Source organism: Acinetobacter sp. A47 (assembly GCF_000805455.1).
Lineage (GTDB): Bacteria > Pseudomonadota > Gammaproteobacteria > Pseudomonadales > Moraxellaceae > Acinetobacter.
The window spans coordinates 25,868-39,406 of the sequence record NZ_JSUS01000027.1 but is presented as its reverse complement, the minus strand read 5'-3'; the positions used below and the strand labels follow the sequence as shown (position 1 = coordinate 39,406).

The window sequence follows — 13,539 nt, the reverse complement described above, 5'->3', positions numbered from 1 at the left end:
ATATCTTGAAAGGCTGATCTATGACTATAGCAAATTAACCTGTGCAATGGACAAGCATATAAGATCAGCACCTGAAACAGCAGGCATAAAAAATGGCCTCGATTTGAGACCATTTTGAACTGCTATGCCATTATTCGGAAACAGGCGCTTTTTTGATGTTGCGCATTAAAGTTTCCAGACATTCACGGTGATGACTTAAACGATGCTCAAGTAACTGGAAATCCACTTTAAGCTTGTGATCCATTTGATGGATTTTTTCTGCCATGGCGGCTTTCTTTGCCTGAAGCTCTTGTTCTTTCAGCTTGGCCCAGTCATTTAAGGTATGGGTAAATGCTTCATATTCCTGAGCAATACGTTGCTTTATTTGCACGATGTCGGTATTGACATCATGCCCATAGATCGCCAGATCACGTTCTGCATATTTAAACTTCATCGCCAGCTCGGCTTTTTTGATATTAAAACTTGGAATACGGCGTAAATTTTTAGCTAAACCAAGTTTTGAACTGGTCCAGATCAACCATTTGGTTGGGTCATATTGCCACCATTTCACGCCATTACGGTAGTCGTACTGGAAGATGTGGTGGTAGTTATGATAACCCTCGCCCCAAGTGAAAATAGCCAATACGAAGTTGTCACGTGCGGTATTTTCATCGGTATACGGACGTTTGCCCCACATGTGGCAAAGCGAATTGATGAAGAAGGTCACATGGTGGCTAATGATCAAACGCAATAAACCACCCAGTAAAATCACGCCCCAGAGATCACCGGTTGCCCAGCCAATCAATCCTAATACGCCGACATGAACTGCAATGACCAGCGGCACATAGTATTTGTGCTGGAACATCACCAGTTTGTCATTAAGCAAATCAGGGGCATTTTTAAAATCAGGTTGAGACGGGGAATGGTCGCGAATCATCCAGCCTAAATGTGCATACCAGAAACCACGCTTGATGGAATATGGGTCCTGATCAACATCATCGACATGGCGGTGATGGGTACGGTGACCTGAAGCCCAGTATAAAATACTGTTCTGGACGGCAAAGGTTCCCCCAATCATCAGCAAGATTTTAAGCGGTAAGGCAGCTTCATAGGCACGGTGTGCCCAAAGACGGTGATAACCTGCTGTAATTCCAAGGCTACTGAGTGCCAGCAGGAAGAACATGCTGACCCACGCACTTACACTAAAATCATAATAATAAGCATATAAAGGAATTAAAATAGCGGCAAGAATTGGTGTTCCAATTAAGGTAATGCTAGCAGTCCAGTTAATGGGTGCTTTTTTGAGTGGGGCGGAAGTCATATCCGTCAGCGCTCCTAATAACCTTGTTTGTACAAGATAATAAAACTAAACGAGATAGCAAAACCAATCACGACGATATATTGCTATTTTATCACTGATATTAGCATGTCCAAATCGTTTAGCACTAGCATTATTCTACAGTTGTATCGAAAGAACAGTAACAGAATTCATTTGTCAATTTGATCAATGAATCAAAAGGTGAAATAAATCAATGTCTGAGCAAATTACCATGAAAAATCCCATTTTTTCTTTGAAGGCATTTTTTAACAAAACTTTAATTTTCTCTGCTGCTGTCATGCTGGCAGCGTGTCAAAGCCAACCTCAGCCCGTGCAAAAAAACACCTTGCAACCCAAACGGGTAACCCATCCACCTGCCATGCAAGTCCGTAAAAGTACCGATGGTGTGCAAGATGTGGATTGGCAAATTACCACCATTCAGGGCAAGCGCGCCTTGTTTTTTAACCAGTATCCGGGCTTTCAGCTCAACTCGGTTTCCAAGATGGTGTCAGGGCATACCGGCTGCAACAATATTTACGGGCGTTACAAGTATGACTTTAGCCAGCGTAAACTGGATTTTGATGTGATGGCACAGCACCAGAGCTGTAACCGCGCTTTGGCGCAAGAGGCAGACTTGATGGATGCGATTCAGCGGGTCGAACGCTTCCAGCTGGATGGTGCAAACTTGTATTTATTAGATGCAAAAGGGCAACGTTTGATTCAGGCCCAGCGTAAGAAATAAAAGCAAAGGCGGAATAAACTCCGCCTTTTTTACTTTAAATGCTGCAACATGGTACTTGGAACATCGGTAATCAAACCTTGTATGCCCAACTGCTGAAGATGTTTGGCGCGTTCCACTTCATTGACTGTCCAGACACTGATTTCAAGATTGGCCTGTTGGGTCTGTTGAATGATTTCATCTGTCGCCAGTGCATCGCCCCAGCCAATCTGACAGCAGCCATATTGATGCGCCAGTTCAATTGCATATTCACCAACTGGAATTTCCACCAGTAATCCGCGCTTGAAACGACTCTGGTGGCGCTGTAATGCCGCCAAGATTTTGACATCAAAACTGGTAATGGTCGCCGTTGTCTCAAAGCCCTTTAAATCTTGATGCAGCTGTACGATCAGCCGTTCAGCCGCAGCCTCATCTGCAACCGCTTTAATCTCCACTTCGATATGCGCAAAGTCAGTGAGACACTCAAGAACATGGGAAAGGCTAGGCGTATATTCTTCAAATGCCCAGGCTTGCCATTGATGACGATGATCGAATTGCCGGGCCTCAGCTAAGTTACAGTTTTCAACCTGCTGAGAGCGTCCTGCGGTACGTACAAAGTCATCATCATGAATCACGACCAGTTGATCATCTTTTAGTTGGCGGACATCAAATTCAACGCCACGTACGCCCAAATCATGCAGATAACGAAAGCCGCCCAAGGTATTTTCAGGGGCTTCACCACGCGCACCACGATGACCAATAATTCGCATTTGTTTCTGCCTTTATTGAAAAGTTATGCTTGATCGATACTGTCGTTTATATTTTTTTGCCAAAGCACTTCGCTCCCTCCCTCGGTGCGCTGTAAAGCACGAGAGGCAACGAATAACCAGTCAGATAAGCGATTCAACAATTGTAGCGCCGTTGCCTGAATATTCTGGTCGCGATGATGTACCGATAGTAAGGCACGTTCTGCACGACGACACACTGCACGGGCTTGATGAGCATAACTACAAGCCAAAGTACCTGATGGCAAAATGAAGTCTTTTAACATCGGTAAAGCCTCATTCATGTGGTCGATTTCTTTTTCTAGAAAGTCGATGCATACAGGTTGAAGCAGGTGATAGTTTGGAATACAGACTTCACCCCCCAGATCAAACAACCAGTGTTGAATCAGGCTTAAGCTTTTATCCCAATGTGCTTTATTTTCAATCTGGCTGGCACTGATTTGTGCGCGAAGTACACCAATGGTTGCATTGAGTTCATCGACATCGCCGAGCGCAGCAATACGTAAATCATCTTTGGCTACGCGAGAACCATCTCCCAGACCGGTGGTACCTGAGTCACCTGTACGTGTATAGATTTTACTTAAACGATGTCCCATAGTTCTGCTTCTCTGATCCTGAAAATAAAAAGGGGATAATGTCGGTCAGAACATTACCCCGAAACTGAAGTGAAGAAAACGTTTTTATTATTTTAGCGCACGATTAATAACGGAATGTGACACCGGCAGAAGCTAGGCGACCACCGTTGATGTACCAAGGTCCAAAGTTATAAACTTGCTTATTACGGACATCACCGATATTTTGAATATTGGTAAATACTTTTACATTTGGATTGATATTCCAATAAGCATTTACGTCTACAGTGGCAGAGCCTGGTACCTGATTGTCGCTGCTGGTTTGACTTGAATTTGATTTGGAACGTGCGATGACTGAGGTGTTAATACCAACATTATCATATTCATAGCCAGCAGTTAAGGTTAAACGCTGACGAGGACGGTAAGCAATATCACGATCTGTTTCATCATTAATACTACGCGCATAAGCATATTGCGTATTGATATAGTAGATATCATTTGACCATTTCAAATTAAACTCACCGCCGGTAATCTTTGCTTTATTAATATTGATGTTTTTTGAAACAGGGAATGTTGAAACCCAATCGCCATCACAAGTAGCGATACAGGTATAAGTAATCAGGTTATCGATTTCGGTATAATAAGCAGATAAGCTGGCCTTTAAACCATAATTTAAGTCTTGATCAAAGCCAATTTCATATGAAGTACTTTTTTCAGGTTTAAGCTCAGTATTCCCGCCCCATTGAGTGTACATTTCATTAAGGGAAGGCGCCCTGAATGCTGTTCCAATATTGGCATAAATACTCGTTAGAGGAAGTAACTGGTAACGAATAGCTGCTTGCCCTACGGTATGCGTACCAAAACGTTCGTTATCTTCTACCCGAACACCGACTTGTGTGCTCATACCATTATCTTGATATTGATGCTGTACATAATAGCCTACAGAATCAATACTTTGTTTTTTATCCTTTATACTTGGTGTTTCATATTCAGAATCAAGATAACTTACTCCAAGTAAAATATTTTGATGTGGTAGAAGATTCCATTTTAGGCTCAAGTCGCCTTCGTTACTTTCAGTATTGTAATAAGAACGATCCGTAGGAATGGTTTGTTCATCTCGAATATTTGAATAGCGAGCATTAACAGTAAAGTCTGAATTTAACACATATGCTGCTTTTGCATTGATCACCTGATTTTTGAAGTCACGTACAGCATTATTTAAGTTCATATTATAGTTGTAATAGATACTACGTCCCTGATTTTGATTGATCTCAAGACTAGTATCGATTTGATCTTTTTGATAATACCCGACTTTTGTGTAGTAACCTTTTTGATCAAAACCTGCTTTTTCATTTTTGTTTTGAGTGTTTAAGATCGAGGTACCGTCAGATTCAAGACGTTGCCCACCGATTTGTGCATAAAAGCCTGAAGCATCCACATAATCAGCATTTACTAAGGTTTTATAAGTATTATTTTCTCCATAAATACCGGTGAGTTGCGCTCCAGTTTTTTCTGGGACTTTTGTAATCATATTGATTACGCCACCAATGGCATCACTACCATATTGTACAGAAGCAGGGCCTTTAAGTACTTCAATTTGTTGGATATGTGAAGTGTCTAAAAAAGCTGGAAATAAAGGGGACAGGTTATTTTGATTATTTAGACGGGCGCCATCTTGTAATACTAAGGTTTGTGCTGGTGAAGTACCACGCAAAGAAAGTTCAGAGATTTGCCCGATACCACCTGATTGTTTTGCATAGATTGATGGATCGAGTTGAATTAAATCTGAAAGATTGGAAATCGGATTTTGATGAATAGCCTTTTCATCAATTACATTGATTCGTGCAGGCACATCTTCAATTTTCTGTTCACTACGAGATGCGGTTACAACAATCGTATCGAGTGTTGCAGCTTTATCGTTTGATTGAACCTGAGCAAAAGCTGGCGAAGAAAATCCCATCGCAATAGCGATCGCACCAACTAAACGAGTCGGTTGAAAAACAGTAGACATGCGTGCTCCAGACATTCACCCGTCGTGAATGATAAGGTGGAAATACACAACAAGCAGGTCTCCGGACTTCACTATAATCATCAAACCAATGATGTGGCTCATCATCTTCCCACATCGTTCCGATGCAGTGATTTGGCATTTAGCCGTGATGAGTCATTCGGTGTTACCGTTGCGAGGGCAGTGTTGGAGTTTCACCAACTTCCCTATAAGCAAAAGAATGTGCTTTAGACTTGTTGCAAGTTTACGTAAAGTATAAAGTGTTAACGTTTTTTAAACAATTGCATTTCAGAATGAACTTTGCACAAAGTGAGTCAAATTGCATTACAATGCGAGAGCTTCAAAAATATTCAGATTAGATTGGACAGCTCATGCGCCAAAGCCAGATGCGAACTCGCGCCAAGATTTGTGGCATTACCCGAATACAAGATATCCATGCCGTTGTACAATCTGGTGCAGATGCAATCGGCTTCGTCTTTTTTCCGCCTAGTCCACGGTATGTCAGTATTGAGCAGGCGCAAGTATTGGCAAAGCAGATTCCCCCTTATGTACAGCTGGTCGGTCTGTTTGTAAATGCCACTGCTGAAGAAATCCAGACGGTGCTTGATTCGGTTCCTCTGGATGTATTACAACTACATGGCGATGAAACGCCACAACAATGCCAGTTCATCGCAACGCAATGTAAACGACGCTGGTATAAAGCGATTCAGGTCAAACCTGATCTGGATGTGGTCGCTGAAATCCGGCGCTATCAAGCAGCGGGTGCCAGTGCAGTGTTATTAGATGCATGGCATCCCGAGCTAAAAGGTGGGACAGGGCACAGTTTTGACTGGACGCAATTTCCCCAACTCGATATTCCACTCATTCTGGCAGGGGGCCTAACTCCTGAAAATGTCAGTGAAGCGATTGATACCACAGCCGCTTTTGCTGTGGATGTTAGCGGAGGCGTCGAGTCCGCAAAAGGTATAAAAGACCAACAACTGATTGAAAAATTTATGCAAGGAGTCCAACGTGGATCAGCAAAACAACGTTATTGATTACACCCAGTTTCCCGATGCGCAAGGGCATTTCGGTATTCATGGTGGACGTTTTGTATCAGAAACGCTGATGGCTGCGCTTGAAGACCTCGAAAGTCTTTATGGTCGTATGAAAAATGATGCGCAGTTTTTAGCAGAGTTTGATCGTGATCTTGCGTTCTATGTTGGTCGTCCAAGTCCGCTGTATTATGCCGAGCGATGGTCTCAGCACCTCGGCGGTGCGCAAATTTACCTGAAACGTGAAGACCTGAACCATACCGGTTCGCATAAGGTCAATAACACCATTGGTCAGGCTTTATTGGCAAAGCTGTCAGGTAAGAAACGCATCATTGCGGAAACAGGTGCAGGTCAGCATGGTGTAGCGACGGCAACCATTGCTGCACGTCTGGGGATGGAATGTGTCGTGTATATGGGCGCTGAAGATGTAAAACGTCAGGCCATGAATGTCTATCGTATGCGTTTGCTGGGTGCAACGGTGGTTCCGGTACAAAGCGGTTCAAAAACCTTGAAAGATGCCATGAACGAGGCGATGCGTGACTGGGTGACCAATGTTGACAGTACCTATTATGTAATCGGTACTGTGGCGGGGCCACATCCATATCCGCAACTGGTTCGCGATTTCCAGTCGATTATTGGTCGTGAAGCGCGCCGTCAAATCCAGGAACAGGCAGGGCGTTTGCCAGATGCTTTGGTCGCTTGTGTCGGCGGTGGTTCAAATGCCATGGGCTTGTTCTATCCCTTCCTGAATGATCAGGATGTGAAAATGTACGGCGTGGAGGCGGCAGGTTATGGTATTGAAACCGGTAAACATTCTGCGCCGTTGAATGCAGGACATGTGGGTGTATTACATGGTAACCGGACTTACCTGATGTCAGATGAACAAGGCCAGATCATTGAAACACATAGTATTTCTGCTGGTCTGGACTATCCGGGTGTCGGCCCTGAGCACAGTTTCTTGAAAGACATGAACCGTGTGGAATATGTGCCGATCAATGATGATGAGGCCTTACAGGGCTTCCGCGATTTGACCAGGATTGAAGGCATTATCCCTGCGCTGGAAAGTTCACATGCGATGGCATATGTCACTAAACTTGCACCGACCATGTCGAAAGATCAAATCATTATTGCAACAGTTTCAGGCCGTGGTGATAAAGACCTGATGACGGTTGCACGTATTGATGGCGTTGAAATGGTGGATATGTAGGTTTTAAGATGCCAAGTCTGTTTATGGTGATGCTTGGTGGCCGTCATGCGCGTGCCAACACTGAAGTGCATGATGTAGTGATGGCGATTGGTGAAAGCTTATCCGAACTGGCGCCCCAATTGAAACAGGCCTGGTTTGGCGAACTAAAAGGTTTGCATATTGATGCCTGGGCGCAGCTTTCAGGTGTGCAGTCACAAGGGGTGAGTTATCAAATCCAGTTTTTTGATGCGGCACCAGCAGCATCAGATCAAAAGCTGTATTTGATTAATTTGGGCGGCTATACGCCGAAGGCTTTTGGTGAATTGCATAGCTATCATCTGGTGGTTGCCCCTGATGCAGTGACCGCAAAACAGCTGGGCAAACAGTTCATTGAACAACACTGGCATAAGCCGCATACCGATCGTGTCGTGGATGTCGATGACTGCCTTCCGATAGATCATGTTGCAGGGCGTTATATTCATTTGGTTCCAGGCGAGTTTAGCCCTACCATCTGGGAAAATACCTATCTGACTTTAACTTAATGCCCGTTATAAAAAAGGAAGCAAAAGCTTCCTTTTTTATGCGCTATAGAATTAAAGGATAACTTTGATTCGATCAGTTTTAGGTGCGGTCAGTGGTGAATGCTGAGCCACATATTGTTCCAGGGCATCAATATCCTGCCCGCCACCGACTGGATTTTTCCCCTGTTTTAAGACGGTAAAGTTATCACCGCCATCGGCAAGGAAGCTGTTTACGGTGACACGATACACCTTGCGATCTAGCAGTGGCTGTCCTGCAACCAGTATATTGCCCGCGCGGGGTGAAGCCGATTTATCTTTTTTATAGGTGTAACTGAACTCTTTGGATGGCTGCAAGATACGGGCAGTAGCGGCATTTGCGCCTGACCATTGCTGTTCTAGCAGGTCGCGAATCTGCTGGCCTGTCAGGCTCAGGGTCACAATCGAATTGCCAAATGGCTGCACGGTAAAGATATCGCCAAAGCTAATCTGATTATTGGTATTGACCAGTAAATCGGCACGAACACCGCCCGGATTCATCAGGGTAAAGTCAGAGCCTTGATTGCTTGCAGTGAGTGCCATGGCCTGTTGTGCATCGGCAATTAAATTACCCAAAGCACTTTCACCACTTTCAGTAGCATTACGATTAATCACACCATCCGCCGTACCGACGACACGGGCTGAAATGCTGGTCACGGCTTGACGATATTGATCCAGAATGGCTTCAATGCTTGGGGTTTTATTGAATTTCTCATATAGATCCGTCAGGTTCACTGTGGTTGAGCCCGAGCTATAGGCTTCACTTTGAACCGGAATCTGTTTGGCATCTTTCTTAATCACATCACCTGTTTTGCCATCCAGTTCTAATTGAATATTGGTAATGGCGGTACCATATTGTCCGGCAGAGGTAAGCAGGAACGGTTTTTGCGGATTCTTGGTCGAGTAATCACAAATATAAGACTGATGGGTATGTCCAGACACCACCACGTCAACTGCAGGATCTAGCCGATCGAGGATACCGAGTAATGGACCGCTAAGGCCATCACAGGTTTTTTGATTAAATCTGGTACTGGGTGCGACGCCTTCATGTACCACCACCACAATTGCTTCAATACCTTGTTTCTTTAACTCTGGAATCAAGGCATTGACCGTATCGGCTTCATCATGAAAATTAACGTCTTTAATGCCTGCAGCCGAGACAATGCTGGGTGTCGCTTTTAGGGTCATGCCGATAAAGGCCACCGGAATGCCACCATAGCTTTTGACTTTATAGGCCGGGAACAGGGTTTTGTTGGGATCAGCCTTCATCGAGACATTGGCAGCCAGAAAGTTAAACTTGGCCCCCTCAAACTTTGGATTGATCTGGCAAGGTCTGGTACTGGTATATTGCTGGCAGCCACCATTCTGCAAGCGACGTAATTCATCGGTACCACGGTCAAATTCATGATTGCCGACTGCGTTGAAATCGATCTGAATCTCATTCATGGTTTCAATGGTCGGCTCATCCAGAAACAGCGATGAGGTCAGTGGTGAGGCACTAATCAGGTCGCCAGCCGAAACAACAGCATTGTTTGGATATTGCGCGCGTAATTTTTTAATCGCATCGGCAAAATAACTGACACCCCCGACAGGAATACGTACCGTTTTGCTACTGTCATTCGGATCTTCTGCTTCAATAAAGCGTTTTGGGGGTTCTAAATTGCCATGAAAGTCATTAAAGGCAAGAATATTAACGCTTTGATTGTTACGTTCAGTTTTGGGTGCATCATTATCGTCATGATTATTGCAAGCGGTTAAAGCCAGCAACATCAGACCACAGACTTTGGCTTTTAATAATTGTTGAGTCGTCATGGTTTTTGATCGGGTGATAGAAGACTGTTTTCCAACATAAAACTTCTGTATGAATGTTTGATGAAATACAGGGGCAGGAAGTTCTGGCTGAACCTTGGCATAAGTTGTAACAATGCATTTTAGTTAACATTTTACAGATAAAACGATTAGTAAATTTGTCCGTTTAAGCTTTATGATTGAGACAGAGGCAACCCGTACTTATGGAATGAAATCATGGATTTGATACAAGCCAATGGCCAGCCACGTTATGGACGTTTTGAGCAGGTTCCATCGCGAATTAATCTGGATGACTATATTTATAAAACGCCTTATGGACAGGTACTAACCGGCTGGCGCAAGCAGCTGAAATATAAAAAATTTAAATTCTGTGGTTTGCAGCATGAGCACTACAGCATTGGTGTCGCCATTGTTGATCTGTCGTGGGCCGGGCATGGGTTCTACTATGTTTATGATCACCAGAGCCAAAAGGTCATTGAATGGAATGCGATTCAACCTCTGGCTTTCAAAACCCAGCTGGACGAGCAGCCGTTATTTAGTCAGAGTTCGTTTAAAAAATCAGCCTATCAATTCGATATGCAGCATGCCAATGGCGTGCGTTATATTCAGGTTAGCAAACATGGTGAAATCCAGCTAAAAGCACGGATTTTTTGTGCAGGGACGGATGCCTTGAGTTTGTGTAGCCCGACCGGAATTAATGGCTGGACTTATACCCAGAAGCAGACCACGCTGGCCGTTGAGGGCTTTTTTATTAGTCCTGCCCAGCAACAGATTGAATTTAATGCACAGAGTTTAGCTGCTTTAGATGATACCTGTGGTTTTCTACGTCCTGAGACGGCCTGGTTCTGGCTATCTTGCCAGTTCCGTGATGCGCAAGATCGCCGTATCGGCATCAATCTGGCATCAGGTGTCAATGAAAGCTTTGGTAATGAAAATGCCTTGTGGGTGAATGGTCGTTTATATCCATTGACAGATGTCTTATTTGAGCAAAAAGATGAAAAAATCTGGTCAATCCGTTCTTTGGGGGGATGTTTAAATCTGGTGGTCGAAACAGGCTGGTGCCGTTTTGAAAATATTAACTTGCGACTGATTGGTAGCCAGTTTAATCAGTGGCAAGCCAAAGTCAGTGGGACGATTGCGCATGAACAGGTTGAACTGGTGTCATTAGATAATCAATATGGTTTGCTGGAACAGCATTATGCAAAGTGGTAAGCATTGAAAAAATCCCCTAAATGAGAGGGGATTTTTTTTAAGAGGGAGGTTAAAGCCCTGCTTGCCAGAACGCTTCACCTGCTGCAATCGGATCATTGGTCTTGGCCAAAGTATCAATCCAGACATCATACTGGCGAATCACCGGATGTTGATTTGGATGGAAATCCTTTTTAAACCAGTCGCTATATTGCGCTCTTTTCGCAGTCAAAATACCGTTACGACCAAAGAACCAAGGTAAGCCTTTACGCGCCATATCAAAACGTTGTCGCAAGCTAAAACCATCGGTTTTGAGCATTACATCGGTACGGTACAGGGTAAAACCAAACATCATCACTGTGGTAAAGACCAAGGCAAAGCGACGGGTTGCTTCCGGGACTTCACCGACTTCACGCATCACATCAAATGCCACATCGCGATGTTCCATTTCCTCAATCGCATGCCAGGCAAATAGCGCACGTACAAAAGGATCGGCTTCGGCCAAGGTTTCTTTTTTACTATAGAAGGTATCTGCCATCAGTGCGGTTAAATGCTCGGCCGCTGCGGTCATGGCAATGTTATATTGGGGAGAACGATTGTTCAGTTCAAAGCGAAAGATTTTTTTTAAGCGGGCTGTGAACTGGTCTACGGGCATGCCTTGATCTTTCATGATCTGGTTCATTTTGTCATGCGCAATACCATGCTGTGCTTCCTGACGAATAAAATCAGCGACACGTTCCTGCAAGTCCGGGTCATCAATCTTGTCGCGGAATAAACGGACACATTCAATAAAATAACGCTCGCCATCGGGGAAGGTCAGGCTGAGGGCATCAAACATACGGGTACGAAATGGGTCGCCACCGAACCAGAAGCGGGGTGCTTGCTCGAGATGGAAGTCCAGTTTGGTTCTGACCACAGGATCAACCTGATAGGAAACATGTGCATTCATCTTCATTCTTCCTGATTTTTTTCATGAATTCAGTATGGAAAAAGTCCGATGAAATGTTTTGACAGTTACAGCCAATTTTTATACAAATAACGACAGCTCAGGATGAGATTGGCCCATGTCAGTTAAAATAATCATTGGATATTTGCGTTTGTTGAATCGCGTACTGCAACAAGAACAAATTGATTTATCTAAAGTTGTTGCCGCTGAACTTTGGCAAGCCTTTCAGGCCTGTCTGGAAAATCCGGATCAGCGCGACTTTGATGTGGAACGCTATGCCTTATTGTTACAGGCGGCCCAACCTTATTTTACCCGTCCGGTTACACTGGTACTGGCTGAACATGCCAATTTGCAAGATCTGGGACTGATGGGCTATCTGGCTTCAACCAGTATTGACCTTCAGCAGGCACTTCAACTTTTACAGCGATACTATTCTTTAGTGTTCAAGCAGACCAATCTGGAACAGCTGGTTGTGCAGCAACTTCCTGATGATATCCAGATTGTCTGGAGTGCCTCTTATTGTGATTATCGGGAAATGTATGAGCTGAATCTGGCCCTGATTTTCAAGATTGCGCAATCGATTGTGCAAGATGCCTTGGTACCGCCGCAGATGATCCAGTTTGGCTATGTGCCCCATACGGCACTGTACCATTTTGAAAAGTTTTATGGCTGTCCGGTTCAGATTCAGCAGGGGCAGTACGCCATACGCTTTTCTAACCAGATATTGAAAGCCAAAAGTATTGCCGCAGACCAGCAGCTCAATCAGGTCTTGTCGAGTCAGGCCCAGCAATCCTTAAACAGCATCAGCTCTTTTGAGATTCAGCAACAGCAATTGAGGCAGAAAATACATGGTCTGATCGAACAGGGCTTATTGCAGCAGGAAGATGTATTGCAAAGCTATGTGGCCAGGCATCTGCATTGTTCGGAGCGAACGCTGCAACGTCAGCTGAAAGCCTATGAACTGAATTTTCAGGAGGTGCTGGACCAGTATCGTCTGGAACAGAGCAAGCTGTATTTGCAACAGGGAAAGTCTTTGTCTGAGATTGCGGAGCGGCTGAATTATGCCGATCAGAGTGCGTTTGGACGGGCTTTTAAGCGTTGGACAGGCGTTACACCCAAGCAGTTTTTAAAGTCACTTTAATTTTAAATATAGCGCTAGGCTTAATTTAAATTATGGTATGAAATGTGATACGCGGAAATGTCATCCACAACCTGAGTAAGCCAAAGCGACTAAAGCTTTGGTGAAACGCAAGTAAGAAATGAACCTTGCGGAGCTTCAATCGCTCCTCATGTGGATGACGGATGCCTTTGGTTACTTTGGGCAAAACCAAAGTAACTCGCCGAAGGCATATCCTAGAATACGATGAGAACTAGGAGCGACGTCCTTATGATCGTTGTTAATTTCAACAGATGAATAAAGAGCTTATAACAAAAAACAC

The 13,539-nt window shown here is 44.3% G+C and carries 12 protein-coding genes and 1 riboswitch; of the genes, 6 read left to right on the top strand and 6 right to left on the bottom strand.

Features of this window, described 5'->3' with window-relative positions; all coding sequences use genetic code 11:
• Positions 1-130 precede the first annotated feature (130 nt).
• Positions 131-1,300, bottom strand: coding sequence for an acyl-CoA desaturase (locus OC23_RS06010; protein ID WP_038343546.1), 1,170 nt, complete (start codon positions 1,298-1,300; stop codon positions 131-133).
• 211 nt (positions 1,301-1,511) lie between these two features.
• Between OC23_RS06010 and OC23_RS06005 the strand changes: the two genes are divergently transcribed.
• Positions 1,512-2,039 (top strand): META domain-containing protein, encoded by a 528-nt coding sequence (locus tag OC23_RS06005; protein ID WP_038343545.1) that lies wholly within the window; start codon positions 1,512-1,514, stop codon positions 2,037-2,039.
• Positions 2,040-2,068: 29 nt separating this feature from the next.
• Here the strand turns inward: OC23_RS06005 and OC23_RS06000 are convergent, their stop codons facing one another.
• The 3 genes from OC23_RS06000 to OC23_RS05990 all read right to left on the bottom strand — a co-directional run bounded on the left by OC23_RS06000 (position 2,069) and on the right by OC23_RS05990 (position 5,383).
• Positions 2,069-2,785: a glycerophosphodiester phosphodiesterase gene (locus OC23_RS06000; protein ID WP_038343543.1), complete on the bottom strand. Its 717-nt coding sequence runs from the start codon at positions 2,783-2,785 to the stop codon at positions 2,069-2,071.
• Between the two features lie 23 nt (positions 2,786-2,808).
• Positions 2,809-3,396: a cob(I)yrinic acid a,c-diamide adenosyltransferase gene (locus OC23_RS05995; protein ID WP_038343541.1), complete on the bottom strand. Its 588-nt coding sequence runs from the start codon at positions 3,394-3,396 to the stop codon at positions 2,809-2,811.
• Between the two features lie 103 nt (positions 3,397-3,499).
• The gene (locus OC23_RS05990) at positions 3,500-5,383 is read right to left on the bottom strand and encodes a TonB-dependent receptor plug domain-containing protein (RefSeq protein WP_038343539.1); all 1,884 of its coding nucleotides are present in this window, start codon (positions 5,381-5,383) and stop codon (positions 3,500-3,502) included.
• 34 nt (positions 5,384-5,417) lie between these two features.
• Positions 5,418-5,632: riboswitch (cobalamin riboswitch) on the bottom strand.
• Positions 5,633-5,751: 119 nt separating this feature from the next.
• On the opposite strand from OC23_RS05990, the gene OC23_RS05985 reads away from it, so the two are divergent.
• The 3 genes from OC23_RS05985 to OC23_RS05975 are packed head-to-tail and all read left to right on the top strand — an operon-like array spanning position 5,752 to position 8,142.
• Positions 5,752-6,417 carry a phosphoribosylanthranilate isomerase gene (locus OC23_RS05985; protein WP_038343537.1) on the top strand — a complete coding sequence of 222 codons (666 nt, stop codon included), beginning with the start codon at positions 5,752-5,754 and terminating at the stop codon, positions 6,415-6,417.
• On the top strand, positions 6,392-7,621 hold the full coding sequence (gene trpB / locus OC23_RS05980; RefSeq protein WP_038343536.1) for a tryptophan synthase subunit beta: 1,230 nt from the start codon (positions 6,392-6,394) through the stop codon (positions 7,619-7,621). Before OC23_RS05985 ends, trpB begins: the two co-directional genes overlap by 26 nt.
• A gap of 8 nt (positions 7,622-7,629) precedes the next feature.
• Positions 7,630-8,142, top strand: coding sequence for a DUF1543 domain-containing protein (locus tag OC23_RS05975; RefSeq protein WP_038343535.1), 513 nt, complete (start codon positions 7,630-7,632; stop codon positions 8,140-8,142).
• Between the two features lie 51 nt (positions 8,143-8,193).
• Here OC23_RS05975 and OC23_RS05970 read toward each other — a convergent pair whose 3' ends face one another.
• Positions 8,194-9,969: a bifunctional metallophosphatase/5'-nucleotidase gene (locus tag OC23_RS05970; RefSeq protein ID WP_038343534.1), complete on the bottom strand. Its 1,776-nt coding sequence runs from the start codon at positions 9,967-9,969 to the stop codon at positions 8,194-8,196.
• A gap of 213 nt (positions 9,970-10,182) precedes the next feature.
• Between OC23_RS05970 and OC23_RS05965 the strand changes: the two genes are divergently transcribed.
• Positions 10,183-11,178: a DUF2804 domain-containing protein gene (locus OC23_RS05965; protein WP_038343531.1), complete on the top strand. Its 996-nt coding sequence runs from the start codon at positions 10,183-10,185 to the stop codon at positions 11,176-11,178.
• A 49-nt stretch (positions 11,179-11,227) separates the two neighbouring features.
• Here OC23_RS05965 and OC23_RS05960 read toward each other — a convergent pair whose 3' ends face one another.
• Entirely contained in the window at positions 11,228-12,103 is an 876-nt protein-coding gene (locus OC23_RS05960) for a metal-dependent hydrolase (protein WP_038343530.1), read from the bottom strand.
• Between the two features lie 115 nt (positions 12,104-12,218).
• On the opposite strand from OC23_RS05960, the gene OC23_RS05955 reads away from it, so the two are divergent.
• Positions 12,219-13,241 (top strand): AraC family transcriptional regulator, encoded by a 1,023-nt coding sequence (locus OC23_RS05955; RefSeq protein ID WP_038343529.1) that lies wholly within the window; start codon positions 12,219-12,221, stop codon positions 13,239-13,241.
• The last annotated feature ends 298 nt before the right edge of the window (positions 13,242-13,539 follow it).

Excerpts from the sequence above, each read along its gene's own strand:
- OC23_RS06010 (WP_038343546.1), bottom strand. The coding sequence starts at position 1,300 with ATGACTTCCGCCCCACTCAAAAAAGCACCCATTAACTGGACTGCTAGC.
- OC23_RS06005 (WP_038343545.1), top strand. The coding sequence starts at position 1,512 with ATGTCTGAGCAAATTACCATGAAAAATCCCATTTTTTCTTTGAAGGCA.
- OC23_RS06000 (WP_038343543.1), bottom strand. The coding sequence starts at position 2,785 with ATGCGAATTATTGGTCATCGTGGTGCGCGTGGTGAAGCCCCTGAAAAT.
- OC23_RS05995 (WP_038343541.1), bottom strand. The coding sequence starts at position 3,396 with ATGGGACATCGTTTAAGTAAAATCTATACACGTACAGGTGACTCAGGT.
- OC23_RS05990 (WP_038343539.1), bottom strand. The coding sequence starts at position 5,383 with ATGTCTACTGTTTTTCAACCGACTCGTTTAGTTGGTGCGATCGCTATT.
- OC23_RS05985 (WP_038343537.1), top strand. The coding sequence starts at position 5,752 with ATGCGCCAAAGCCAGATGCGAACTCGCGCCAAGATTTGTGGCATTACC.
- OC23_RS05975 (WP_038343535.1), top strand. The coding sequence starts at position 7,630 with ATGCCAAGTCTGTTTATGGTGATGCTTGGTGGCCGTCATGCGCGTGCC.
- OC23_RS05970 (WP_038343534.1), bottom strand. The coding sequence starts at position 9,969 with ATGACGACTCAACAATTATTAAAAGCCAAAGTCTGTGGTCTGATGTTG.
- OC23_RS05965 (WP_038343531.1), top strand. The coding sequence starts at position 10,183 with ATGGATTTGATACAAGCCAATGGCCAGCCACGTTATGGACGTTTTGAG.
- OC23_RS05960 (WP_038343530.1), bottom strand. The coding sequence starts at position 12,103 with ATGAATGCACATGTTTCCTATCAGGTTGATCCTGTGGTCAGAACCAAA.
- OC23_RS05955 (WP_038343529.1), top strand. The coding sequence starts at position 12,219 with ATGTCAGTTAAAATAATCATTGGATATTTGCGTTTGTTGAATCGCGTA.